General features: G+C 69.9%; 21 protein-coding genes and 1 pseudogene. 11 read left to right on the top strand and 11 right to left on the bottom strand.

Going from position 1 to position 24,851, the window contains the following annotated elements:
- Nucleotides 1-143: 143 nt before the first annotated feature.
- Entirely contained in the window at nucleotides 144-830 is a 687-nt protein-coding gene (locus P2T62_RS09395) for a hypothetical protein (RefSeq protein WP_276261137.1), read from the bottom strand.
- Between the two features lie 400 nt (nucleotides 831-1,230).
- On the opposite strand from P2T62_RS09395, the gene P2T62_RS09390 reads away from it, so the two are divergent.
- The 4 genes from P2T62_RS09390 to P2T62_RS09375 all read left to right on the top strand — a co-directional run bounded on the left by P2T62_RS09390 (nucleotide 1,231) and on the right by P2T62_RS09375 (nucleotide 6,067).
- Nucleotides 1,231-2,514: a DUF445 domain-containing protein gene (locus P2T62_RS09390; protein WP_276261136.1), complete on the top strand. Its 1,284-nt coding sequence runs from the start codon at nucleotides 1,231-1,233 to the stop codon at nucleotides 2,512-2,514.
- Nucleotides 2,511-3,917 carry an Abi-alpha family protein gene (locus tag P2T62_RS09385; RefSeq protein WP_276261135.1) on the top strand — a complete coding sequence of 469 codons (1,407 nt, stop codon included), beginning with the start codon at nucleotides 2,511-2,513 and terminating at the stop codon, nucleotides 3,915-3,917. Before P2T62_RS09390 ends, P2T62_RS09385 begins: the two co-directional genes overlap by 4 nt.
- Nucleotides 3,918-4,017: 100 nt before the next feature.
- On the top strand, nucleotides 4,018-4,812 hold the full coding sequence (locus P2T62_RS09380) for an enoyl-CoA hydratase/isomerase family protein (protein WP_276261134.1): 795 nt from the start codon (nucleotides 4,018-4,020) through the stop codon (nucleotides 4,810-4,812).
- A 115-nt stretch (nucleotides 4,813-4,927) separates the two neighbouring features.
- Nucleotides 4,928-6,067 (top strand): acyl-CoA dehydrogenase family protein, encoded by a 1,140-nt coding sequence (locus P2T62_RS09375; protein ID WP_276261133.1) that lies wholly within the window; start codon nucleotides 4,928-4,930, stop codon nucleotides 6,065-6,067.
- 108 nt (nucleotides 6,068-6,175) lie between these two features.
- Here P2T62_RS09375 and P2T62_RS09370 read toward each other — a convergent pair whose 3' ends face one another.
- On the bottom strand, nucleotides 6,176-7,231 hold the full coding sequence (locus P2T62_RS09370) for an alkaline phosphatase family protein (RefSeq protein ID WP_276261132.1): 1,056 nt from the start codon (nucleotides 7,229-7,231) through the stop codon (nucleotides 6,176-6,178).
- Nucleotides 7,232-7,309: 78 nt separating this feature from the next.
- Entirely contained in the window at nucleotides 7,310-8,419 is a 1,110-nt protein-coding gene (locus tag P2T62_RS09365) for an alkaline phosphatase family protein (RefSeq protein ID WP_276261131.1), read from the bottom strand.
- A gap of 93 nt (nucleotides 8,420-8,512) precedes the next feature.
- On the opposite strand from P2T62_RS09365, the gene hisC reads away from it, so the two are divergent.
- From hisC to P2T62_RS09350, 3 genes and pseudogenes are all read left to right on the top strand, one after another.
- Nucleotides 8,513-9,691 (top strand): histidinol-phosphate transaminase, encoded by a 1,179-nt coding sequence (gene hisC, locus P2T62_RS09360; protein ID WP_276261130.1) that lies wholly within the window; start codon nucleotides 8,513-8,515, stop codon nucleotides 9,689-9,691.
- A pseudogene (locus tag P2T62_RS09355) lies at nucleotides 9,691-10,221 on the top strand (adenylate kinase family protein); the annotation flags it as partial. The gene hisC and the pseudogene P2T62_RS09355, both read left to right, overlap by 1 nt.
- Nucleotides 10,222-10,304: 83 nt before the next feature.
- Nucleotides 10,305-10,928 carry a CDP-alcohol phosphatidyltransferase family protein gene (locus P2T62_RS09350; RefSeq protein ID WP_276261129.1) on the top strand — a complete coding sequence of 208 codons (624 nt, stop codon included), beginning with the start codon at nucleotides 10,305-10,307 and terminating at the stop codon, nucleotides 10,926-10,928.
- 85 nt (nucleotides 10,929-11,013) lie between these two features.
- On the opposite strand, the gene P2T62_RS09345 is transcribed toward P2T62_RS09350, so the two are convergent.
- Nucleotides 11,014-12,171 (bottom strand): tetratricopeptide repeat protein, encoded by a 1,158-nt coding sequence (locus tag P2T62_RS09345; RefSeq protein WP_276261128.1) that lies wholly within the window; start codon nucleotides 12,169-12,171, stop codon nucleotides 11,014-11,016.
- Between the two features lie 96 nt (nucleotides 12,172-12,267).
- Nucleotides 12,268-12,918 (bottom strand): hypothetical protein, encoded by a 651-nt coding sequence (locus P2T62_RS09340; RefSeq protein ID WP_276261127.1) that lies wholly within the window; start codon nucleotides 12,916-12,918, stop codon nucleotides 12,268-12,270.
- A gap of 185 nt (nucleotides 12,919-13,103) precedes the next feature.
- Here P2T62_RS09340 and P2T62_RS09335 point away from each other — a divergent pair, with 185 nt between their 5' ends.
- Nucleotides 13,104-14,654 carry an acyl-CoA carboxylase subunit beta gene (locus P2T62_RS09335; RefSeq protein WP_276261126.1) on the top strand — a complete coding sequence of 517 codons (1,551 nt, stop codon included), beginning with the start codon at nucleotides 13,104-13,106 and terminating at the stop codon, nucleotides 14,652-14,654.
- A 310-nt stretch (nucleotides 14,655-14,964) separates the two neighbouring features.
- On the top strand, nucleotides 14,965-16,836 hold the full coding sequence (locus P2T62_RS09330) for an acetyl-CoA carboxylase biotin carboxylase subunit (protein ID WP_276261125.1): 1,872 nt from the start codon (nucleotides 14,965-14,967) through the stop codon (nucleotides 16,834-16,836).
- A gap of 102 nt (nucleotides 16,837-16,938) precedes the next feature.
- On the opposite strand, the gene P2T62_RS09325 is transcribed toward P2T62_RS09330, so the two are convergent.
- The 6 genes from P2T62_RS09325 to P2T62_RS09300 all read right to left on the bottom strand — a co-directional run bounded on the left by P2T62_RS09325 (nucleotide 16,939) and on the right by P2T62_RS09300 (nucleotide 23,003).
- Nucleotides 16,939-17,097: a hypothetical protein gene (locus P2T62_RS09325; protein WP_276261124.1), complete on the bottom strand. Its 159-nt coding sequence runs from the start codon at nucleotides 17,095-17,097 to the stop codon at nucleotides 16,939-16,941.
- Nucleotides 17,098-17,202: 105 nt separating this feature from the next.
- Nucleotides 17,203-17,382, bottom strand: coding sequence for a hypothetical protein (locus P2T62_RS09320; protein ID WP_276261123.1), 180 nt, complete (start codon nucleotides 17,380-17,382; stop codon nucleotides 17,203-17,205).
- A 349-nt stretch (nucleotides 17,383-17,731) separates the two neighbouring features.
- Nucleotides 17,732-19,387: a GMC family oxidoreductase gene (locus tag P2T62_RS09315; protein ID WP_276261122.1), complete on the bottom strand. Its 1,656-nt coding sequence runs from the start codon at nucleotides 19,385-19,387 to the stop codon at nucleotides 17,732-17,734.
- A 78-nt stretch (nucleotides 19,388-19,465) separates the two neighbouring features.
- Complete coding sequence (locus tag P2T62_RS09310; protein ID WP_276261121.1) at nucleotides 19,466-20,146, bottom strand: SdpI family protein; 681 nt, start codon at nucleotides 20,144-20,146, stop codon at nucleotides 19,466-19,468.
- 64 nt (nucleotides 20,147-20,210) lie between these two features.
- Nucleotides 20,211-20,981 carry a fumarylacetoacetate hydrolase family protein gene (locus P2T62_RS09305; protein WP_276261120.1) on the bottom strand — a complete coding sequence of 257 codons (771 nt, stop codon included), beginning with the start codon at nucleotides 20,979-20,981 and terminating at the stop codon, nucleotides 20,211-20,213.
- A gap of 54 nt (nucleotides 20,982-21,035) precedes the next feature.
- On the bottom strand, nucleotides 21,036-23,003 hold the full coding sequence (locus P2T62_RS09300; protein WP_276261119.1) for an AMP-dependent synthetase/ligase: 1,968 nt from the start codon (nucleotides 23,001-23,003) through the stop codon (nucleotides 21,036-21,038).
- A 147-nt stretch (nucleotides 23,004-23,150) separates the two neighbouring features.
- Here P2T62_RS09300 and P2T62_RS09295 point away from each other — a divergent pair, with 147 nt between their 5' ends.
- On the top strand, nucleotides 23,151-24,152 hold the full coding sequence (locus P2T62_RS09295; protein ID WP_276261118.1) for an AAA family ATPase: 1,002 nt from the start codon (nucleotides 23,151-23,153) through the stop codon (nucleotides 24,150-24,152).
- Nucleotides 24,153-24,211: 59 nt separating this feature from the next.
- Entirely contained in the window at nucleotides 24,212-24,739 is a 528-nt protein-coding gene (locus P2T62_RS09290) for a DUF8114 family protein (RefSeq protein ID WP_276261117.1), read from the top strand.
- The last annotated feature ends 112 nt before the right edge of the window (nucleotides 24,740-24,851 follow it).

The following is a 24,851-nucleotide window of genomic DNA, read 5'->3' as shown; positions in this document are numbered from 1 at the left end:
AACGTTCAATCGATTAGTTTAAGTACAGCATCTCGACCACATCATCCTGCCCGACAGTCCAGCGTGTGAAGCGACCGCCCCTCGACGGGACGTGAGCTGCCGGGTCGAACCGCGTCCGCGATACCGGGAGCGGAAGATGGGGCCTACTCCTCGTCGTCGATCTCGACGTCGTCCAGCGAGTCCTCGATCTCCTCGAGGTCCTCCTCGACCTCCTCCTGCAGCTGCTCGAAGCGGTCCTGGACCTCCTGGAGCCGGTCGAGTCGCTGCTCGAACTGGTCCTGGAACCGGTCGAGCTGGTCCTCGAACTGCTCTTGGAACTCCTCGCCCTGGTTCTCGTACTCGTCCTGCAGCTCCTCCAGTCGGTCGAGGACCTCCTCGAACGTGTCGACGGTGGCGCCCTCGAGCTCCTCGTTGGCCTGGATGAGGAAGTCGAGCTGCTCGTTGAGTGCGTCGAGGAACTCCTCGCTCAGCGGCTTGACGTCCTGCTCGTCGGGGTCGTAGCGCTCGGAGAGCGACTCGAACAGCTCACCCTGCTGCTCCTGGATGTCCTCGAAGCCCTCGTCGACGGCGTCGCGGATGTCCTGGACGGTGTCCTCGGAGCCGTCGACGTTCTCCTCGATGGCGTCGAGCAGGCTGTTGATGGACTCCTGGCTGAACTCCAGGGTGCGCTTCTGGGCCTCCTCCTGTGTCTCCAGGCCGCCGAGGACGAGGTCGTTGAAGCTGCGGCGGGTCTCCGCGGTCTGCTCCAGCGCGCGCTGGCCGAGCTTCAGGGTGTTGCGCTGCAGTTCGAAGGCGGTGCCGATGACGGTGTTCTGCTGTTCGTCACTCATAGTGGATCACTTCGGTTGCGGCACGGGCCCCGCCGGGGTATCGCCCCCGCCGAGCGGTGCCGTCTGTCCGGAACTGGGTCGGCGAGGCACTTGAAGGTTGGGTAGATTACCACTGAGAGACATCAAGAGGCATTCAATGGTTGCACAGGTTCCCGGAGACCACCCTGAACCGCCGGTCAGGGCGGCGCCCTCGTGCAGTTCCCGGCCATCACGCGGGAGAACCGCCGAACGGGGCCTGACCGTGTCGTTAACCGTGGTATTAAGTTAGTACAGTCGGAATCCCGGTTCAACCGCCGGAGGGCGCCCTCCCCGGGGCCACGCAGGACCGGGGTTCCTCCGACCGTGCCGGCAGCCATCTCACCGCGGCCGGTCGCCTCGGCCGTCGTTCGACCAGCCAGCAATGATCCCACCACTGCCGCTCGAACCACGTCTCCTGCTCATCCCCCTCATCTCGGGGATCATCGGGTACATCACCAACTGGTTCGGGATCAAGATGCTGTTCTACCCGATCGACCATCTCGGGTTCCGGGTCCCCGGCCTGAAGAACGTCGTCCTCCGGCTCCCGAACCGCATCCAGCAGATCCCCGGCCTGCTCCGGGGGCGGGTCGGCTGGCAGGGCATCATCCCCGCGCGTGCGGACAAGATGGCCAGCATCTCCGTCGACACCGGCATCTCGAAGCTGGCCACCCAGCGCGAGTTCTACGAGGCGTTCGACCCGGACCGCATCGCCCAGCACATCCTGGCCGAATCCGGCGACGAGATCCACGAGCTGGTCGACGAGGTCATCCGGCAGGAACACCCCGACCTGTGGAACAACATGCCCGAGCCGATGCACGAACTGGTCCACCGGCGCGTGGACAGCCGGCTCCCGCAGATCGTCGACCGAGTCACCGAGGAACTCGGGGAGAACATCGACGATCTGCTCGACGTGAAGACGATGGTCATCCGGAACATGGAGCGGAACCCGGAACTGATCAACCGGCTGTTCTTCGAGGCCGGCGACCGGGAGCTCCGATTCGTCATCAACTCCGGGTTCCTCATCGGCGGCTTCCTCGGCTTCTTCACCATCCCGCTGTACCTCACCATCGACGCCTGGTGGGTCCTGCCGGTGGTCGGCGCGACGGTCGGCTACGTCACGAACTGGATCGCCCTGAAGGTCATCTTCAACCCGGTCGAGAAGAAGAAGCTCGGCCCGTTCGAACTGCAGGGGCTGTTCATCCAGCGCCAGCCCGAGGTGGCTCGCGCGTACGGCCGCGAGGTCGCACAGAACACCATCACCCTCGAGAACGTCGCCAACGACATGCTCCACGGCCGCAAGTCCGACCGTACCCGCCGGATGCTCCGGGAGATCCTCCGCCCGGAGGTGGACCGTGCGATGGGTGTCGTCGGGCCCGCCGTCCGGGTGGCGACCGGCACCGACGAGTACGAGGCGATGCGCGAGCGGATGGCGACCGAGGCGGCCGAACTCTCCATCGAGCCCATGACGGACCCCGAGTTCAACGAGGAGCGCTCGGCAGCCATCGAGGAACTCATCGCCACCCGGCTCGAGGATATGCCGCCGGACCAGTACGTCGAGACCCTCCGGACGGCGTTCGAGGAGGACGAGTGGATGCTCATCGGTCTGGGGGCCGTCCTCGGCTTCGTCGCCGGCTGGATCCAGCTCCTGGTGGTGACCGCGGCATGACGGCCCGGGAGCCTCCGGACGACGAGAGCGAGCACCCGGGCATCGACCCGGGCCCCGGTAACTGGGAGCCCGGGCCCGGCGAGCAACCTGCCGAGCCCGACGGGGAGGGGTCCAGAGAACCCGTCGACGCCGAGACCGGTGCCGATAAGACGGCGAGGGCGGATGCAGGGGACAACGGGGACGATATGGCATCGTCGAACGAGCAGCCGAGCGACGACACGGGTGCCCCCTCGTCGACGGCGAGTGACGGGGACGAGCGCCAGGGCGGGGAGGAGGACGACCGGGCTGGGTCCCCAGCGCGCGACCGGACGGACCGTGAGGACCGGACGGACCGGGGGGACGAGCGCGGTCGCGAGGGTCGTCGCGTGGACGGGGGTGGGGACGGGGACGAGTCCGATCTCGACCCGCTCGATGTCACCGAGGAGGACCTCGACACGGCGGACGTGGACCAGGAGGACCTCGACCGCCTGGCCGAGCTCCTCGACGAGGCCCGGAGCGACCCCGACACCGTCGAGAGCCGCGACCTCGAGGACATGCTGACGGTGTTCGACGACGCCGGCATCGACACGCGGAACCTGGAGGTCGAGGACCTGGAGGAGCGGTTCGACGAGTCGCTGAAGGTGGCCCGGATGCTGGTGACCGCCGCCGCGAACACGAGCGAGTACGCCGGGCTCGCGGGGCTCCGGGCCGGCAGCCGGATGGCGGAGGCGGCGTTCACCTCCGAATCCCCCCGTGACCTCCTGGAGGAGACCACGGACATCGCTCGCGACGAGCTGGGGCGGCTCGGGCTGCCGTTCGGCAGCGCCGGCCGGACGCCCGCGGGCACTGACCGGAGCGACCCCGGGAACCGACGCGGGAAGGACGACGATACGGGCCCCATCACGGTCGCCGACCTCCGGCGGCGGGGCGACCGGCTGCTCGAACTCTCCGCCGATGTCGACCACGAGGAGCCGTTCCACCCCGCGTACGTCCGCATCATCGAGCAGCTCTCGGCGGACGAGGCACGGATCCTCCGGCTGCTCGCCACCGAGGGGCCCCAGCCCGCGCTCGACGTGTACGACCGGGGCCTGCTCCCCATCGGCGAGGGGACGCTGGTCGCCGACGGGCTGACGATGCTCGACACGGACGCGGGGCTGCGATACGAGGACCGCTCCGACATCTACATCGACAACCTCGAGCGGCTCGGCCTGCTGGAACTCGGGACCGACCCGCTCCGGAACCTGGAGCAGTACCGCGTCCTGCAGGCCCAGCCCAACGTCGAGCGCGCCGAGGAGTCGGCGCGCCGGCCGAGCACGAAACGTCGGAGCGTCCGGCTCACACCGATGGGCATCGACTTCTGCCGCACCGTGTTCCCCTTCGAACTGGACGAGCGCTACGAGGGCGTCGGCAACGGGTCCGAGTAGCTGGCTTCGCCTACCCACCCGTACACCAAGGACCGCGCTGGCCCACGTCGGCCGCCGCCACGGGAAGGTTTACGTTGTAAGGCCCGGACCACCATGTCGTATGAGCGAGCCAGTACTGTACGACGTCGAGGACGGCGTCGCGACGCTGACGCTGAACCGGCCGGACAACCGCAACGCCCTCTCGGCGGAGATGTCGAACGCCATCATCGACGGGGTGGACCGCGCCGAGGAGGACGACGACGTCCGCTGTCTCGTCATCACCGGTCGCGAGGGGACGTTCTGTGCCGGCGGCGACGTCAACGCCATGATGGAGCTGATGTCGGACGCGGCGGAGCTCCACGAGGCCGTCGAGCGCATCCAGCACAACACCCACCGCGCCATCCAGCGCGTCGCCGAGTTCCACCTGCCGACGGTGGCGAAGGTCGACGGCGTGGCCTACGGCGCCGGCGCCAACCTCGCCATCGCGACGGACGTCCCGCTGGCGAGCACGGAGGCGAGCATCAGCTTCGGCTTCCGCCAGGTCGGCCTCGCGGTCGACTCGGGGACCTCCTACCTCCTCCCGCGCATCGTCGGCGAGAACAAGGCCAAGGAGCTGGTGTTCACCGGCGAGCTCCTGTCGGCCGAGGACGCCCGCGAGGAGGGCATCTTCAACCACGTCTACGACGCCGACGAGTTCGACGCCCAGGCCGACGAGCTGGTCGAGAGCATCGCCTCGGGCCCGACGATCGCGCTGCGGACCTCGAAGCAGGCCATCAGCCAGGGGCTGAACACCTCGCTGAAGGACGCGCTCGACAACGAGGCCGCCCTGCAGGCACAGGTGTTCGCGACACGGGACCACGAGGAGGGCGCCACCGCGTTCATGGAGGGTCGCGAGCCGGAGTTCCGGGGCGAGTAGCCGCCCGGCGAGCCGGCTTGAGCGACCCGTCGATGGCCGGTACTGTCACAGACACACATTAACAACGGCCACCTTCAGGGGAATATCTTTTAACACCGGAAACCGATTGACGGGTATGTCGTTCACCACGACCGGCGAGCACGAGGCGATCCGGAAGGCCGTCCGTGACTTCGGCGAGGAGGAACTCAAGCCCGTCGCGCGCGAGCACGACGAGGAGGGGAAGTACCCCGAGGACCTGCGCCGCAAGGCTGCGGAACTCGACTTCGTTGCCCCGCACGTCCCCGAGGAGTACGGTGGCGCCGGGATGGACATGATCGCCCGGTGCATCGTGACCGAGGAGCTGTGGCGTGCGGACCCCGGACTGGGGAGCGCCATCGGGTCGGCCGGCTTCGGCTCCTCGATGATCCTGAAGTACGGTGACGAGTGGATGAAGGAGGAGTGGCTCACCCGCATCACCGCCGGCGAGTCCGCCTCCTGCTCCTGTATCTCCGAGCCCGCACACGGCTCGAACGTCGCGGGCATCGAGACCCACGCCGAGAAGGACGGCGACGAGTGGGTCCTCAACGGCAACAAGATGTGGATCACCAACGGGACCGTCGCGGACGTGGCGGTCGTGATGGCCAAGACCACGAAGGACGCGGGCCACAAGGGCATCACCGCCTTCCTCGTCCCCACGGAACTGGACGGCTTCCAGCCCAGCAAGATCGACAACAAACTGGGCATCCGCGCGTCGGACCTCGCGGAGGTCGTCATCGACGACGTGCGCATCCCCGAGGAGAACGTCATCGGTGAGGTCGACAAGGGGTTCTACCAGCTGATGGACTTCTTCGCCTCCGGCCGGACGGGCGTGGCCGCGCAGGCGGTCGGCGCCGCGCAGGGCGCGTTCGACGCTGCGCGTGACTACGCCGGCGAGCGCGAGCAGTTCGACCAGAAGATCGGCGAGTTCCAGGCCATCCGCCACAAGCTCGCCGACATGGCGACCGACATCGAGGCCGCCCGCTCGCTGGTCTACCGGGCCGCGGCGAACGTCGAGCAGGACAACCCGGACCAGGCCGCGAAGTTCGCCTCGATGGCGAAACTGTTCGCCTCCGAGCACGCCGTCGAGGTGGCCGACGAGGCCCTGCAGGTGTTCGGCGGCTCCGGCTACGTCTCGGACTACCCCGCCGAGCGCTACTACCGCGACGCCCGCATCACGAAGATCTACGAGGGTACGAGCGAGATCCAGAAGAACATCATCGCCGACCGACTGCTGTAACGCTACAGCAGTTCGGACTCACTACGCTGAACCGGGTCAGGGAGTCGACCAGCTACCCGGAGCGCACCAGGGTCGGCTGCTACCCGGTATCGGAGCGCTGGCGTGGAGCTACAGATACCCGAGATCCTCTAGCTGCCCCCGCACCTCGTCGGCGTCCTTCGCGCCGACGCGGCCGCCGAACTGGAACGCCTCCCGGACCGGTACCTCGTCGACGGGCGAGCGCTTCGGTGTCACCCGCTCCAGCCCCTCGCGGACGTCGAGGACGCTCTCGACGCCCTCGATGGCCCGCTCGTCGCTCGCGCCGACGAAGGCGTGCGGCGTGTGGTCACCATCCTGCAGGCCGTGGTCGGAGACACAGACCAGCGTGTCCTCGGGCTGCATCTCGTCGCGAATCTCCTCGGTCATGGAGGCGGCGAGCCGGTAGGCCCGCTCCTGCCAGCCCGGGTCCTCCTCCGCGACGACGGGCGCGAGGTGGCCGACCGTGTCGAGGTAGCCGAGCCAGACGAAGACGATGTCGTGCTCGCGCCGCAGCGCCGCGCGGACGACGCCCAGCTTCTTCGCGCACTCGGCGACGAGGCGCTCCTCCAGTTCCGGCAGCGGGACCTTCGGGAAGTGGCGGGTGTGGTCGCCGTCGACGTTCTGGATGTTGAGGAAGGCCCCCAGCTGTGCGCCCCGGTCGAACACGAGGTCGAGTTCGTCGTCGGCCTCGACGCGGTGGTTGGGGATCGCGACCGACCGGGCGCGGCGGCCGTCGAACACCGTCGAGACGCCGCGCTCTGCGTAGTAGTCGGCGTACTCGAAGTCGAGTTCGGCGCCGCTCTCGCGGAGCACCTGCCCGATCTTCGTCCGGACCGATTTGGGGACGACGCCCTGTGCGAGCCGGGAGGCGCGCGCGATGAGCGGGTTCCCCCAGTCGACGCCCTCGCCCTCGGTGGCGGCGTGGATACCGTGCTCGTCGGGCGTGACGCCGGTGACGATGGAGGGCCACAGCTCGTAGGTGTGCGGTTTGCCGAGGACGGGGTTGTCGAACGTCTCCAGCGGGGCGTGGTGCGGGCCGAACGCCTCCGAGAGGCCGAACTCCTCGGTCACCTCGTGGTCGAGGGCGTCCCACCCGAGGACGACCGTCACCCCGTCGCGGTCGTCGGCGGCGGACTCGTCGCTCATACCCCGGAGTGCGGCCCTCCGGGTCACAACCCTTTCGGCCCGGCGACGCGGGCGTCGACCCCCTGACGAGGGGGCGCCTCAGAGGTAGCCCAGGTCCTCCAGCTGTCCGCGCACCTCGTCGGCGTCCTTCGCACGCCCCGTCCCACCGAACCGGTACGCCTCGCGGACCGGCGGCCCCCCGGCGTCCGCGTCGCCGCGTGTCGCGTCACGGCGGGCGCCCCCATTCGCCGCCTCGTCCCGGGTCGGCGTCACGCGTTCGAGCCCCTCACGGACGTCGAGCACGCTCTCGACGCCCTCGACGGCCCGCTCGTCGCTCGCGCCGATGAACGCGTCGTGGGTGTGGTCGCCGTCCCGCAGCCCGTGGTCGGAGACGCAGACGAGGGTGTCCTCGCGCTGGAGGTCCTCGCGGATGGCCCGGGTCGCGTTCGCGGCGAGCCGGTAGGTGCGCTCCTGCCACGACGGGTCCTCGTCGGCGACGACGGGCGCGAGGTGCCCCACCGTGTCCAGCACCGACAGCCAGACGAAGACGATGTCGTGCTCGCGACGGAGTGCTGCCCGGACCGCGCCCAGCTTCTTCGTCGTCTCGGCGACCAGACGCTCCTGCAGGCGGGGGAGCGTCGTCTCCGGGCGGTTGGTGTCGCTGGACTCCGTGATCGAGAGGAAGTCCGACAGCTGCCCGCCCCGGTCGACCACGTAGTCGGTGTCGCGGTCACGGTCGGTGCGGTAGTTGGGGACCGCGATGACCCGCGAGCGGCGGCCGTCGAAGACGGTCGGGACGCCCGCACCGCGGTAGTGGTCCGGCCCCTTCTGTGCGAACGTCGCCCCCTGGTTTCGGAGGAGGCGACCGATCTCGGTGCGGACCCGGTCGGGGACGACGCCCCGGGCGAGGCGGGCGGCCGTCGCGATGCGCGGGTCGTCCCAGTCCGGGCCGTCGTCGGTGGCGGCGTGGATGCCGTGCTCGTCCGGCTCGACCCCGGTGACGATGGACGGCCACAGCTCCTTCGTGTGGGGTTCGCCCAGCACTGGGTTGTCGAACGTCGCCAGCCGGGCGTGGTGCGGGCCGAACGCCTCCCGGAGGTCGAACGCTCCGGCGAGGTCGTAGTCGAGCCCGTCCCAGCCCAGGACGACCGTGAGGCCGGGGTCCTCCCCGGCCTGGTCCCCGGTTCGGTCGTCGGCGTCCGCGCTCATTGGTCGGGTCTCGTCGCTGCCGGGCAAGCCTCTTGTGGTCCGTCGCGCCGCACTTCGGACAGTCTTAAGCGGGCCGGCCCGCTCCCTCCGACCATGCAACCGCGGGACCTGTCGGCGCTCACGCCCTACGAGGCCGGCCGAGGTATCGAGGAGGTCGCTCGCGAGGTCGGTATCGACCCCGACGACCTCGTCAAGCTCTCGTCCAACGAGAACCCGCACGGCCCCTCGCCGGCCGCCGTCGAGGCGATGCGCGAGCACGCCGACGGCGTCCACCACTACCCGAAGGCCGCCCACGCCGACCTGCAGGACGCGCTCGCCGAGCGCTGGGACCTGGCGCCCGAGCAGGTCTGGCTCGCCAACGGTGGCGACGGAGCACTCGACTACCTCGCGCGGGCGATGCTGGAACCGGGCGACGAGGTGCTGGTGCCGGACCCCGGCTTCGCCTACTACGCGATGTCCGTGCGCTACCACCACGGCCGCGTGAACACGTACCCCCTCCACAAGGACGAGGACTTCGAGCAGCGCCCGGAGAACGTCCTCGACGGCTACGACGGCGAGCGTATCGTCTACCTCATCAGCCCGCACTCGCCGACCGGGCGGGAGATCGACCGGGAGGCCATCCTCGAGGTGGCCGACGGCGTGGACGACGAGACCGTCGTCCTCGTCGACGAGGCGTACGGCGCGTTCTCGGAGGCACCCTCGAAGGTCGACCTCGTGCGCGAGCGCGATGACATCGCCGTCCTGCGGACGTTCTCGAAGTCCCACGGCCTCGCGGGCGTGCGGCTGGGCTACCTGCTCGCGCCCGAGGCGTGGGGCGACGCCTACGCCCGCATCAACACGCCGTTCGCGGTGAACGAACTCGCGCTGCGGGCCGGCCTCGCCGCGCTCGAGGACGACGAGCACGTCGAGCAGTCCGTCGCGTCCGCCACCTGGGCCCGCGAGTTCATCCACGACAACCTCGCCGCGAAGACCTGGCCCAGCCAGGGGAACTTCGTACTCGCCGAGGTCGGCGACGCCGAAGCGGTGTTCGAGGCCGCCAAGGAGCGCGGCGTCATCGTCCGCGACGCGACGAGCTTCGGGCTCCCGGGCTGCATCCGCATCACCTGCGGGACGAAGGCCGAGACGACCCGCGCGGTGGAGGTGCTGAACGAGGTGCTGGCGATGCAGGACCCGCACGCGGCGACCGGCGGTGCCCCGACGGGTGAATCCGGCGGCGTCGGCGTGAGTTTCGGCCCCGACGCCGACGAATCCGACGACGCGGGGGCGGAGTGATGCGGGTCGCCGTCACCGGGACGCCGGGCACGGGCAAGACCACCGCGACGGAGCTGCTCGGCGGTCGCGACGGGTTCGACTTCGAGGTGGTCCACCTGAACGATGTCGTCCGCGAGCGCGACCTCGCCAGCGAGACCGACACCGAGCGCGACTCGCTGGTCGTCGATCTCGACGCGGTCCGCGAGTACCTGGCGGACGAGTACGCCGACGACGCCGACCTGGTGGTCGACTCCCACCTCGCGCACCTGCTCGACGCCGACCGTGTCGTCGTGCTGCGCGCGCATCCCGAACGCATCCACGAGCGCCTGCTGGACCGCGGGGAGAGCGAGGCCTCGGCGGCCGAGAACGCCGAGAGCGAGGCGCTCGACGTCATCCTCTCGGAGTCCGTCGACCGGCACGGCGCGGGCGCCGTCTTCGAGGTGGACACGACGGACCGAGACCCGGACGCCGTCGCCGACGAGATCACAGCCGTCGCGCGCGGCGAGCGCGACCCAGCGGTCGGCATCGTCGACTTCACCGACTACCTCGTCGGGTCGACACTCCCCGAACCCGGGGCGGAATCGACCGCCGAGTTCGAGACACCACCCGAGGACGAACCGGGAGGTGACGGCGCGTGACGCTGGACCAGTACCGTTCGACCGCCAAACGCGTCGCCGACCCGGTCGTCTCGCTGTTCGTCCGCCTCGGCCTCACCCCGAACCAGGTGAGCGTCCTCGCGGTCGCGCTGGCCGGTGCGGCCGGGGTCGCGTTCGCGCTCGGCGGGTCGAACTCCCTTCTCTATCTACTGGGCGCCGTGTTCGTATTCTGCAACGGCGCGCTCGACGTGCTGGACGGCGAGCTCGCGCGCGAGCTGGGGACGGACTCGGCCGCCGGTGACCTGCTCGACCACGTCCTCGACCGGTACGCCGACATCCTGCTGCTCGTCGGCCTGGCCGCCGGGAGCGGCCGGTACGCGCTGGGCCTGGCGGCCGTGACCGGCGTCCTGATGACCTCCTACCTCGGGACGCAGGCCCAGGCCGTCGGACTCGACCGCGTCTACGGCGGCCTCGTCGGCCGGGCCGACCGGCTCGTCATCATCGGCCTCGGCGCGGCCGTCGCGGCGTTCGTCACCGGGACCATCGCCGCCGGGCCACTGGGCCGGCTCGGTGTCGTCGGTGGCCTGCTCGTCGTCTTCGCCGTCGTCGGCCACCTCACCGCGCTCCAGCGGTTCTACTACTCCTACCGCGAACTGGCCTGATTTCGAAGATATTCGAGATTCTTGTGGCGGATAGAGCGGATTATCACCCTACTAGGAGAATCCGAGGGATATCCATCGCTGTGCGTCACCGGTAGAGTTCGAATTGTCGGCCGAGTTCGGCGACTGCGGCGCGTCGGAGCGCGTCGTCATCGCGCTCGCTGACGGCGGTCGCGAGGTCCACGTCCGTATCGTCGGCGTCGAGCGAGTCCGTGGCGTCGTCGCCACCCGTGGCCCGGGCGACCAGTGCCGCCGTCGCTTCGGGCAGGGCCCGGTCGTCGAGTCGGTCGCGGACGTGGTCGATGTCGGCCGCGAGTTCCTCGTCGGGTCCGTACCCGGCGGCGGTTCGGAGCGCATCGCCGGCCAGCACCAGCGCGCCGGCGTCGCCCCACGGCTCGGTCCCCTCGGCCGCGTCGACCAGTGCCCGGTCGGCGAGGGACACCCCACGCCAGATGTCGCGGCCGGCGACGGCGAGGAGGGCAGCCCTGACACGATGGGCCACCGCCCGCTCCCCGGTCGTCGTCTCGGCCAGGCGGACGAGCACCCGGAGGCCACGGTCCGGGAGCTCGTCGGCCCGGTCGAGGGCAGCCTCGTAATCCGCGACTGCGGCGTCCTCGTCGCCGAGGCGACGGTTCGCGTTCCCCCGGTTGAAGTACGCTCGCGCCGTGTCGGTCCGGTCGACGGCGCGCGTGAAGTCCTCGCGTGCGTACTCGTCGGCGTCCGCCTCCGCGTACGCGTTCCCGCGGATGAAGAACGGGTGCGCGCGTCCGAGGTCGGCCGCCCGTTCCAGGTCGGTCGAGGAGGCGGCCCGGTCGCCGAGCCGGGCGCGCGCGAGCCCCCGGTTGAACAGGGCCTCCGCGTGCTCGGGGTCGGCGTCGAGCGCGGCCGTGTAGTCCGCCACCGCGGCTTCGACGGCATCACGGACCGCCCCGGCGTCCGGTTCGGCGCGGGGGTCGCCCGCGTCGGCGTCGGCCCGCTCCATCCTTACGTTGCCGCGGTCGGTGAGGACACCCGCCACCATCGCCGCGTCCCCGTCCTCGCGTGCCAGTTCGAGTGCCCGGTCGAGGTGGTCGAGGGCAGTCTCCGCGTCGTCCGCACCGAGCGCACGGCGGGCCGCCCGCCGGTGCTCGACGGCCGTCTCGGGGTCGGGGGGCTCCCGGTCCGGTCCGGCGCCGACCGGGGTGCCGTCGGGTCCGAGCTGGTAGCTCTCGGGCTCGTGATCGCCCTGTCCGGCGTCGTCGTCCATCCTGGCGGCGGGTGGGAGCGGGGCGGAAAGAGCGTTCCGGCGTGGCCGCCGGCGGACGTCGCCGGCAGGGACCCGTCGGTCCGGGACGCCCCCGGGTCAGGTCCGCGTCGGGGACGGCCCGGTCGTCCGCGCGTCGTTGGGGTCCAGCACCGCGACGCCGTGGTGGTCGGCGTCCTCGGGGATCCAGACGTGCAGGTTCAGCGTGCGTCGCTCACCCGCGTCGAGGTCGAACTCGCAGGACTCGACGGTCCAGGTGGCCTCGCCCGCCTCGTCGTAGAAGGCCAGCTGCACCGTCGCAGCCCCACGCTCGCCCTGGTTGACGAGGGTCCCGCGGAGCGTGGCCTTCTCGCCCTGGTGGGCGGCCGGATCGACCGGCTCGTCGCCATCGACGGTGAGGCGGCTGGCGCTGAAGTGGAGCGTGTCGCTGCGGGCACGCCTGGTACGCCGGTAGTTCGCCACACGGTTCTGGACCGTCTCGGCCCAGAACGCCGCGTCGCCGTGGACGTGCATCCGCAGCGAGTCGACGAGGCTGTCGAGGTCGCCGAGAAGCGACTCGCGGTTGGCGGGGTCGCGCTCGGTCACCCGCGCGAGCACCGCCCGGACCTCCTCGAGGTGGGCGGTGGCCTCCTCGCTGGTGGTGTTGCGCTCGATGCGGTCCAGCACGTCGCCCATGTCGATCAGCGGCGGGAGTTGCCCCTCGCCGGTCCCCGCCTCGGCTCCGGTTTCACCGTCGGTACTGGAGCTCACACCACGTTCTACCGGGCGGAGCCGTGTGGCTGCTGGGTCGAACAGTTCGGACCGTTTTATGCCGTCGTCGGCTGGCGTCGGACCGAGGGCCATCCCGGAACGCATTTGCAGGGGCCGGTCGTTCGCCCGGCCATGATTCGCGTTGGCACGCACACGACGCCAGCTCGTTCCGAGGGGTGGTCGTCGTGGTAGACGAGGAGGACATCGAGGACCTGCGCGAGCGCAAGCGCGAGGCCGAACTCGGCGGCGGCGAGGAGCGCATCGAGAAGCAACACGAGAAGGGGAAGATGACCGCGCGCGAGCGGGTCGACTACTTCCTCGACGACGGCTCCTTCCGCGAGGTGGACACGCTCCGGGAGCACCGCTCGACCAACTTCGACATGGCCGAGAAGAGGTTCCCCGGCGACGGCGTCGTCGTCGGCTACGGCACCGTCGAGGGCCGGCAGGTCGCGGTCTTCGCCCACGACTTCACCGTCCTCGGTGGGTCGCTCGGCGAGGTGTTCGCCCAGAAGGTCTGCAAGGTGATGGACCAGGCGATGGATACGGGCATCCCCATCATCGGGCTGAACGACTCGGCCGGCGCGCGCATCCAAGAGGGCATCGACTCGCTGGCCGGCTACGCCGACATCTTCCACCGCAACCAGCAGGCCTCCGGCGTGGTGCCGCAGATCTCGGCCATCATGGGCCCCTGCGCGGGCGGCGCGGTCTACTCGCCCGCCATCACGGACTTCGTCCTGATGGTCGAGGAGACGAGCCACATGTTCATCACCGGGCCGGACGTCATCGAGACGGTCACCGGTGAGGAGGTCACGTTCGACGAACTCGGGGGCGCGGGCGTCCACTCCTCCGAGTCCGGCGTCGCGCATCTCACCCAGGACGACGAGGAGGCCGCGCTCGACGACATCCGCTACCTCCTCTCGTACCTCCCGCAGAACAACATGGAGGACCCGCCCCGCGTCGAGTCGTGGGACGACCCCGACCGCGCGGACGAGGAACTGCTCGACGTGGTCCCGTCCTCGCCGCAGAAGCCGTACGACATGCACGACGTCATCGGGCGCGTGGCCGACGAGGACTCGTTCTTCGAGGTGGCCGACCGCTACGCCCGGAACATCCTGACGGGCTTCGCGCGCCTCGACGGCCGCTCCATCGGCGTCGTCGCCAACCAGCCCCGCGTGAACGCCGGGACGCTGGACATCGACGCCTCGCTGAAAGGTGCCCGCTTCGTCCGCTTCTGCGACGCGTTCAACATCCCCATCCTCACCTTCGTCGACGTGCCCGGGTTCATGCCCGGCAAGGACCAGGAGCACGGCGGCATCATCAAGCACGGCGCCAAACTGCTGTACGCCTTCAGCGAGGCCACGGTCCCCCTGATGACTGTCATCACGCGGAAGGCGTACGGCGGCGCGTACGACGTCATGTCCTCGAAGCACATCGGGGCCGACGTCAACTACGCCTGGCCCACGGCCGAGATCGCCGTGATGGGCCCGCAGGGCGCGGTGAACGTCCTCTACCGGAAGGAGCTCTCCGAGGCCGAGGACCCCGAGGCGCGCCGGCAGGAACTCATCGACGACTACCGCGAGACCTTCGCGAACCCGTACACGGCCGCCGAGCGCGGCTTCGTCGACGACGTCATCGAGCCGCCACAGACCCGACCGCGGCTGGTACAGGACCTGGAGATGCTCTCGCGGAAACGGGTCGACACCCCCGACCGCAAGCACGGCAACATCCCGCTCTGAGGGGCGCGCGGTCGCGGGGGGTCCCTGCCGCCACCGTACTAGCGTACTCTCGCCGGCGGCGTCCGCGTCCACTCCCCCGGCGAGTCCTCGTCCTCGGCGCCGGCGACGTTCCCAGCCGCCGTCACCGAGCGCTGCCTGTGGGCGGACCGACCCGCCCCTCCGACACCACGGTCCAGCGCCGATCCCGGACAGAGCCGGTCCGGCGACCGAGAACACCGGAAACGGGTCGACGGTTCGTAAACATACAACGAGTTGTTCCTGGCCGGAACCGGTACACTAAGGGGGCAGGGACTGGCACCCTCGGCTGATAATGTTCGACAAGGTTCTCGTCGCCAACCGGGGTGAGATCGCGGTTCGCGTGATGCGAGCCTGCGAGGACCTCGGCGTTGGGACGGTCGCCGTCTACAGCGAGGCCGACAAGCACTCCGGGCACGTCCGGTTCGCCGACGAGGCGTACAACGTCGGCCCCGCGCGGGCGGCCGACTCGTACCTCGACCAGGAGGCCATCGTCGAGGCCGCACAGAAGGCCGACGCCGACGCCATCCACCCGGGCTACGGCTTCCTCGCGGAGAACGCCGAGTTCGCGGCACTCGTCGAGGAGACCGACGGCATCACGTGGGTCGGGCCCGCCGCCGAGTCGATGGAGCAACTCGGCGAGAAGACGAAGGCCCGCAAGACGATGCGCGAGGCCGACGTGCCCATCGTCCCCGGGACGACCGACCCCGTCGAGGACCCGTCCGAGGTCGAGGAGTTCGGCGAGGAGTACGGCTACCCCATCGCCATCAAGGCCGAGGGCGGCGGCGGCGGCCGCGGGATGAAGGTCGTCCGCTCGGCCGACGAGGCCGAGGAGCAACTCGAGACGGCCAAACGCGAGGGCGAGGCCTACTTCGACAACGACAACGTCTACCTCGAACGCTACCTCGAGAACCCGCGCCACATCGAGGTGCAGGTCATCGCGGACCACCACGGCAACGTCCGGCACATCGGCGAGCGGGACTGCTCGCTCCAGCGCCGCCACCAGAAGGTCATCGAGGAGGGGCCCTCGCCGGCCCTGACCGACGACCTGCGCGAGGAGATCGCCGAGGCCGCGCGCCGTGGTGCCGACGAGGCCGGCTACTACAACGCCGGCACCTTCGAGTTCCTCGTCGAGGAGGACCCCGAGCGCGACGGGCCAGACGAGTTGCTCGACACCGGGACGGACTTCTACTTCCTCGAGGTCAACACCCGCATCCAGGTCGAGCACTGCGTCTCCGAGGAGCTGAGCGGCATCGACCTCGTGAAGTGGCAGCTCCGCGTCGCGGCCGACGAGGAGATCAGCTTCTCGCAGGACGACGTGGAGCTGGAGGGCCACGCCATCGAGTACCGCATCAACGCCGAGAACGCCGCGAACGACTTCTCGCCCGCCAGCGGCGGCGAGCTGGAGACCTACGACACGCCCGGCGGCATCGGCGTCCGCCTCGACGACGCCTCGAAGCAGGGCGACGACCTCGTCACCGACTACGACTCGATGATCGCGAAGCTCATCGTCCACGGCGAGGACCGCGAGGAGTGTGTCGCCCGCTCGCAGCGCGCCCTCGCCGAGTACGAGATCGAGGGCATCCCCACCATCATCCCGTTCCACCGACTGATGCTGGAGGACGAGGAGTTCCTGGACGGGACCCACACCACGAAGTACCTCGACGAGCACATCGACCGCTCGCGCTTCGAGGAGGCCCAGGAGAAGTGGGGCACCGGCGACGCGACGACGGGTGGCGGCGACGAGGAGACCGTCGAGCGCGAGTTCACGGTCGAGGTCAACGGCAAGCGCTTCCAGGTGAACCTGGAGGAGAGCGCCGACGCGCTCGCCGCGGCCGGCGCCCGCGGTGGCGGTGGCGGTCGTCCCTCCGGAGGCGGCGGTGGTGGTGGTGGTGGCGGTGGTGGCGGCGGCGGTGGTGGTGGCTCCGGCGGCGGCCAGCAGGTCACCGCCGAGGGCGAGACCATCAACGCCGAGATGCAGGGCACCGTGCTGGAGGTCAACGTCGCCGAGGGCGACGAGGTCGAGGCCGGTGACGTTGTCGTCGTGCTGGAGGCGATGAAGATGGAGAACGACATCGTCGCCGAGTTCGGCGGCACCGTCACGCAGGTCCCCATCGAGGAGGGCCAGTCCGTCAACCAGGGCGACGTGCTGGTCGTGCTGGACTAGCGGCGTCTCGGCTCCGAGAACTCCGCTCGAACACCGCGATCGTTTCTGAAGGCTCTTTGCACGTTTCCGGTCCGTTCGATACCCACTCGAGGACGAGCTAGCTCAGTTACTTCCGTTTCCCGAGTTCCCGATCAGCTCCTGGGCCTTCTCGAGCCCTTGCCTGGCCTGCGACTCGCTCACGCTGGTCCGCTTGCCGATGGTCCTCGCCAGTTCCTCCTCGTGACCCTCGATGATGCCGAGGACGCGTCGGAGTTTGCTCATCACGCCCATGGTGGCTGCAGGTTACGCCTGGACGCCCGAAAACGTGGTGGCAGCACGTTCCCCCATGTCGAACCGGTGTCGAGACGCCTGCGCGGCCCGCCCGCGTCACTCCCACTCGGTCGAGGGGATGGCCTCGTCGTACTCGATGGTGATCCACTCGGTGGTGAGGCTCGAGCTCTCCGGGGCGAAGATGGTGAGCTCCTCGGGGTCGTCAGGGTCGTCGGTCCCGTACTCCAGGTCGTGGTCGCCCCACGAGGTCCCGGCGAGGGGCTGGCCCGTACTCACCGGGGGTCACCCCCTGGGTCGCTGCATTCGGGGCAGTACGGACCGTTGGCCCCGCCGCTCCGGTCGGGAACCGGTCCGCTACAGGCGAGACAGTGCCCCCAGCTCCCTCCATCTCCCGTCTCCCGCCGTCCGTGGTTCCGGCTCATAGCTTCCGATACCGGCCAGAGCAGTTAATATCTTTTGGTGTTCGTCAAGGTTGCGGCCGTAAAGAGAGACAAACAAGACAGTATAGCGTATAGAATACGCAGAACGTTTCGGGCTATCGGGTATCGGCGTGCACGTGTCCGAACGTGGGCAGCACTGGATCACGGTGGTCGACGGCCCTCCGCCCAGGACAGGAGAGCGGTGCCTACAGGTCCTCGTCCAGGTGGCTCGCACACTTCAGCGCGAGCGCCGCGATGGTCAGGGTCGGGTTCATTGCCCCGCTCGTGGCGAACACGGACGAGCCGACCAGCGACAGGTTCGACACGTCGTGTGTCCGCAGGCGCCCGTTCACGACCCCCTCGGAGGGGTCGGCAGCCATCCGGGTGGCGCCCATCTGGTGGAACGCCGGCCCGGTGGTGTCGTGGCCGACCGTCGTCTCGACGGTTGCGCCCAGCTCCCGGAGGACCCGCTTCTGGATGTCGAGCGCCCGCTCGATGGTCCGCTCGGTCCGGTCGTCGAGCCCCCACTGCACGTCGGGCACCGGGTTCCCGTGGTCGTCCGTGCGGGAGCGGTCGAGCGTGACCCGGTTCTCCTTCCGGGGGAGCTGCCCGACGAGCCCGCCCATCGCGATGTGGGTGCCGTACGCGTCGCGGAGCCCGTCGAGCAGGTCGTCGCCGAACTCGCGGGCGTCCATCGCCAGCTCCACGGGTGAGGGCCCGGCGTAGTTGAGGAACTCCAGCTTGATCGGCCCGAGGTCGGCGTCGCTCGGGGGGATGGAGCCGTCGGTCCCCTCGGTCGCCCTCCCCGGCTCGTCGTAGAACGCGTGGCTCTCGCTCGTGAGGAAGCCGACGTGGTTCTGTCGGGTCCGCCGGTCGAGACGCCCACCAGCGCCGACGAACAGGTGGTCCATGAACCCGCGCCCGACCCAGCCCGACGAGTTGGCGAGGCCGTCCGGATGGCCGCGGTCGGTGTCCGCGGAGAGCAGGAGCAGGCGCGGTGTCTCGACGCCGCCCGCCGCGACGACGAACTGACGGGCCGCCTGTCGGTACTCGCTCCCGTCGGGTGTCGCGTAGACGGCCGCCTCGACGCGCGAACCGTCGCTGGACGTGACGAGCCGCTGGACGGGCACCCGGTCGACGATGCGGGCGCCGGCCGCCTCGGCGGCATCGGCGGTGTAGTCGGCGCTGTACTTCGCACCGGAGGGACAGACCGGCTTGCAGGTGCCGTAGCCGACACAGGCCGACCGGTCGTCGTTCGGCTCGGAGTTGCGCGCGTTCGGGACCGTGTGCGTCGCCACCCCCAGCCGCTCGCAGGCCTCGGCGAAGAGGGCGTCCGAGTAGGAGGGCTCGAACGCGGGCAGCGGGAACGGCTCCTCGCGCGGCGGGGCGAACGGGTTGTCGCTGGCACCCGCGACACCCATCGCCGCCTCCGCATCGGCGTAGAAGGGCCGCAGGTCGTCGTAGGAGATGGGCCAGTCGACGCCGACGCCGTCGACGCTCCGGCGGCGGAAGTCCTCCTCGTGGAGCCGCATCACCATCCCCTGCCAGTGGAGCGTCGACCCGCCGACACCCTTCACGCGGGCCTGGTTGAGCGGGTAGTGTCGGGGGCCCGTCGAGCGGTAGGCGTCCCGCTCGCCACCCATCCCCCACACGTCCCCGCTGTCCCACGCCGGGCGGATGGTCCGCTCCATCCGCTCGAGACGCTCCTCGCGGTCGAAGCGCGGCCCCGCCTCGAGGACGACGACCTCGTACCCGGCGTCGGCGAGTTCGCGAGCGACGAGCGCACCGGCCGGGCCACTCCCGACGACACAGACGTCGACCCGCTCGCTCGGCGTCCGGTCGCGGCCGTCGCTCGTGGTCACGCGCGGCGATTAGGTGGACCTAAATTTATGTCTTGGCTTCTCGCGGCGGCTCTCCGGGAGTGGTCACGGGCCGGTCCCTCACGCCGAGGGGGGCCCGTCGTCCCCACGCTCCCGCTGGAGCCGGCGGTAGACCACGAACGAGTACGCCGACGGGATCACCGCCGCGACGGCGACCGCAGCGCCGATGAGGAACTCCGTGGGCACCGGGAGGAAGGAACCGACCGCGATGAGCGCGCCCGCGAGGACGAACAGTGGCGCGGCGACCCGGTGGGTCCGGCGCCACACCTCGTCGTCCGAGAGCGTCCACGGCGTGCGGATGCCGACGAACCAGTTGGGCTCGGCCCGGGTGAACAGGACGCCGATGCCCCCGAACAGGAGGCCCACGCCGCCGAGGACCAGCGCGTTCTGCGGGTACTCGATGCCGAGGTTGTACGCCAGCAGCAGGCCCTGGATGTACGCGAGGAAGCCCAGGATGAGCAGCATGATGGCGTCGTAGGGGCCCTGGAAGGCCCGGATGTTCTCGCCCCGCGGATCGATATGGGGAAGGACCCGGAACAGCACGTAGACGCCGAGCCCGGCGACGGGCATGATGGCGATGCCGAGCGTCTTCCCGTAGAACGAGTCCGGCGTGCCCGTGGCGTCGAAGTGGACGGCGAACTGTTCGGGGAGGGACGGATAGACCAGTGCGGCCGCGCCGACGCTGACGAGTATCAGCAGCGCCGCCGCGAGGTCGCTCCGGCGGAGGGTGAGCTGGACCATGCGTTCAGCTCCTGGCCGGGCGGGGATAAGTCATGCCCCGCCGAGACGTACAGGGGCGGCCGGTTCAGGGGATGTGGACCTCGTTCCGGAGGGTGCCGACCCCCTCGACCTCGACCTCGACGGTGTCGCCGTCGGACAGTGGCCCGACGCCGGCGGGCGTGCCCGTCGAGATGACGTCGCCCGGTTCGAGCGTCAGGTAGGTCGTGATCTCCGCGAGCAGGTCCGGGACGGAGAAGATGAACTCCTCGCGGCTGGAGGCCTGCCGCGTCTCGCCGTTCACACGGCACTCGACGCTCGCGTCCGCGGGCACCTCGTCGGGCGTCGCCACGACCGGGCCCAGGGGACAGGCGTCGTCGAAGGCCTTCCCGCGGACCCAGTTCTGCTCGACGGCCTGGTCGTCGCGGTTCGACAGGTCGTCGACGCAGGTGAACCCGGCCACGTGGGCCATCGCCTCGTCCGCGTTCACGTCGCTCGCGCGCTCGCCGATGACGACGCCGAGTTCGGCCTCGTGATCGATGCGCTCCTTGCCGGCCGGGAGCGTGACGGTGTCGTCGTGGCCGGCGATCGTGTTCGGCGGCTTGAGGAACAGCAGCGGCCGGTCGGGCACGTCCTTGCCCTGCTCCTCGGCGTGGTCGGCGTAGTTCAGGCCGACGCAGACGACCTTCGAGGGGTCACACGGTGGCAGTACCTCGACCTCGCTCACGGCGAGCGGGTCCGGGTCGAAGTCGAGTCGTGAACCGGTGGTGGGATGCGGCGCGATCTCGGCACCGTCCTCGCCGGTCCACTCGCCGGTCCTGACCTCGCCATCCGGGTCTCGGAAACGGACGTAGCGCATACCGCAGGGCTCGGACGGGCGTGGATTAGGCGTTGCGTTGCCGGTCGGTCGCGTTCAGCCCCTGACCTCCTCGGGCGGCTTGTCGTAGATGTCGGCGATGGCCTCGCGGTTCTCGTCGACGATGTTGCGGCGCTTCTTCTTCATCGACGGCGTCAGGAGGTCGTTGTCGGCGGTCCACTCGCGCGGGACCAGCCGGAACTCCTTGATCGTCTCGTGGTGGCCGAGGCGCTCGTTCACCTCGTCGATCTCCTCGGCGACCCACTCGCGGACGCGCTCGTCCGTGCACGCCTCGGTGGGGTCCTCGGGGATGTCGTACCCCTCGTCCTCGGCCCAGTCGTACAGCTGCTCGAAGTTTGGCACCACGACCGCGCCGATGAACTTCTGGTCCTGTCCGACGACCATGATCTGGTCGACACGGGCGGAGGTGGCGAACTCGTCCTCGATGGGCTCGGGCGCGATGTTCTTCCCAGTGTCGAGGACGATGAGCTGTTTCACGCGGTCGACGAAGGTGAAGTAGCCGTCGTCGTCGACGGCGACCACGTCGCCCGTCCGGAAGTAGCCGTCCTCGGTGAACGCCTCCTCGGTCTTGTCGGGCTTGTTCCAGTAGCCCTCCGTGATGTTGGGGCCCTTCACGAGGAGTTCGCCCACGTCCCCCTCCTCGGCCTCCCGCTGCTCCGGGCCGACGACGGACTCGTCGAGGCGGTACTCGACCGCGGAGAGGGCGGGCCCCATCGTCCCGACGCGGATGTCCTCCGGCGGGTTCAGCGAGATGACCGGCGAGGACTCGGTCATCCCGTACCCCTCGAGGATGGTGAGTCCCATCGCACGGTACATCTTCGCGAGGCTCTTCGAGAGCGAGCCACCGCCGGAGATGAACAGCTCGACGTTGCCGCCCAGCTTCTCGCGGACCTTCGAGAAGACGAGCTTGTCCGCGACCTTCATCCTCAGCCGGAGGCCGACCCCGGGCGATTCGGCGTCGTCGTACGCCTGCGCGGTCTCGACCGCCCACTCGAAGATTCGCTTGCCGATGTCGGACTCGGAGGCCTGGTTGCGCATCTGGTCGAAGATGCGCTCGTACACCCGCGGGACGGAGGCCGCGCCGTGTGGCTTGACCTGCGCCATGTCGTCGCCGACCGTGTCGGGCGACTCGGCGTAGGCCACGGTGAGGCCGCCGCCGAGCTGGACGAAATGGTTGAACCGCTCGAAGACGTGCGCGAGCGGGAGGAAGGAGAGGACGGTCATCCCGTGCTCCATCGTCGGGATGTCGTCGTCCTTGTCCGGGCGTGGGCCGACGCGGCGCCAGACGGTGTTGATGGACGAGCGGAAGTTGCGGTGGCTCAACTGGACGCCCTTCGGGTCGCCGGTCGTTCCGGAGGTGTAGACGAGCGAGGCGAGCGCCTCGACGTCACGCTCGTCGACCCACGCGTCGACGTCGCCCTCGGCCCGCTCGGGCGCGCCCATCGCGTGGACCTCCGCCAGCGTGTACACGTCGTCACGGTCGGCGTAGTCGCCGGCCTCGTCCATCGTGACGATGAACTCCAGGTCCAGGTCGTCCTCCACCTCGACGATGGTGTCGACGAGGTCGGTCGTACCCGCGACGACGCCGGTGGCGCCGGGGTCGTCGAGCAGGTACTCGACCTGCGGCGCCGACGACTCCGTGTAGACGGTCGTGATGACGCCGCCCGCCGCCTGGACCGCGAGGTCCGTCTGGATCCACTCCGGCCGCGTGTCGGCATACAGCCCGATGCGATCGTCCGGGTCGACACCGAGCTCGCGAAAGCCCACGGCGAGGTTGCGGACGATGCGGCCGACCTCCTCGTAGGTGAGCGTGCCGTACTCGCCGGTCGGCGGCTCGGGCATCACGCCCGGCGTCATCGAGCGGTCGCCGAGCCCGCCCTTGTACATCTGGCAGGTCGTGTCCCCGTGGCGCTCGACCGACTCGAAGAACAGCGCCGGAATCGTGTTCTCGCCGATGACCTCGTCGTCGTACTCCAGTTCCGCCTGTCGCCAGTCCCCGGTCATGGCTGCGGGTGCGAACGATTCTCACTTAACCCTGACCAATCCTGGCAACTGAACACGCGTTCATCGTGGACTGAGGGCGCAAGTGCGCAGGTGCCCGACGGAGCCACCTGCCCCCACCTTCAGGTACCCCCCGGTCCGACGGCGGGTATGCTCACTCGCATCCGCCGGCTCGCCCTCGATGGCCTCCGCCTGTTCCAGGACGAGCGGCTCGAACTCGGCCCGCCGCCGAGCGGCCCCGACCTCCACCTCGTGGTCGGCGACTCCGGCACGGGGAAGACGACCCTCTGTCACGGTCTGCGCCTCGCGCTCTACGGGACGACGCCCTGGGTCTCCGCAGCGAACGTCTCGCTTCCGCGCCACGAGGCCGCGGACGGCCCGGTCCCGGCCACCGTCGCGGCCGAGGTCGAGGCCCCGAACGGCCACCACCGGGTCGAGCGCACGCTGACCGAGGGAACGCCCGACGGGAGCGGTGACGCTTCGGTCGGGCCGCCGCGCGTCGAGCGGTGGGGCGACGATGGACCGTGGCTCGATGTCGAGGACGCCGAGACAGCCGCCCGCGGCCTCGCGCCCCCCGAGACGGAGGCCATCCTCGTCAACGATCCCGGGTTGCAACGGGTCGCCCAGCCGACCGGGTGGGCCCCCATCGCGCAGGGGCTGGTCAGCGCGGCCGCGGCCGCCCGGGGTGCCCCCGACGGCGAGCGCGCGACCCCGTCGGACTGCTGGGCCGAGTTCCGAACGCATCTGGAGCGGTACGTCGATGTCGTCGGCCTCGCGTCCCGGTACGAGGTGTCGGTGGACGACGAACCGTTCGGGGTCGCGGTCGCACCGGCCGATGGCTCGCCCGCGGGCCGGGCGTCGATGGCGACCGGCGAGACCATCCGGTTCGGGCTGGCGATGACGCTCGCGGCGGGCGACGTGGCCGGCGTCCCGCAGTGGTTCGACGCGCCGCTGGGGCGGCTGGACCGCACGGCCCGGACGGGCGCCATCGCGGGTCTGGAGGCGGCCGCCGAACGCCGCCAGGTCGTGGTGGTTCCCCACCAGGGGTCACTCGCCGAGCACCCGGACCTGCGACGGGCGGCCGCGACCGAGCACCGACTGGAACTCGTCGACACCGACCGCGGGACCATCACGAGGGTCGACGACCGCTGAGTCGCAGGGCGGTCGCGCCTTCCGAACGACCCTTATCCACGCGTCGACTACCCGCGGACATGGGCAAAGTGAGCATCGCGCTGCGCGGCTGGCGGTTCGACGAGGAGGAGGTCTTCACCGAGGACGGGCAACTGCAGTCCATCGACAAGGTGTCCGAGGACACGCGGGACCGACTCGTCCGGCTGTCGGCGGTCGCGGGCCAGCCGTGCCACGCCTGCTGGCTCATCCACGGCGACGAGAACATCCAGGAGTGCAACGTCGCGCGGGTCGTCTACGGCGAACCGCTCCACGAGGTGCTCCTCTGTAACGACCACGAACCCGACTTCCTCTACTGGTACCAGGAGGCCGGCGGCTCGCAGTACCGCGGCGAGGCCGAGGCCTTCGAGGAGGCCTTCCAGGAGTGGTTCGCCGACGGGAACCGCGCCCCCGAGGGCTTCCGCGGGATGGAGCACGTCGAGACGGACCCCGACAGCGTCCCCCAGCCGGAACCGGAGGTCGAACAGGACACCCTGGAGGAGGCCATCGCCGAACTGGACGACGAGGAGCGGCAGGCACTCGACACCGACTTCAGCGATTTGGATATCTGACGAATCCGTGATTTCGTTCCGTATCGAAGCGATAACTGCGCAATCGGACATATTTTCGAATAATGTGGAGATTACTACTCGCGGCCGACGATCTCCCACACCACCACGACGT

This window comes from Haloglomus litoreum (assembly GCF_029338515.1).
Lineage (GTDB): Archaea > Halobacteriota > Halobacteria > Halobacteriales > Haloarculaceae > Haloglomus > Haloglomus litoreum.
The sequence above is the reverse complement of the archived record's forward strand: the minus strand, read 5'-3'. Positions and strand labels throughout refer to the sequence as shown.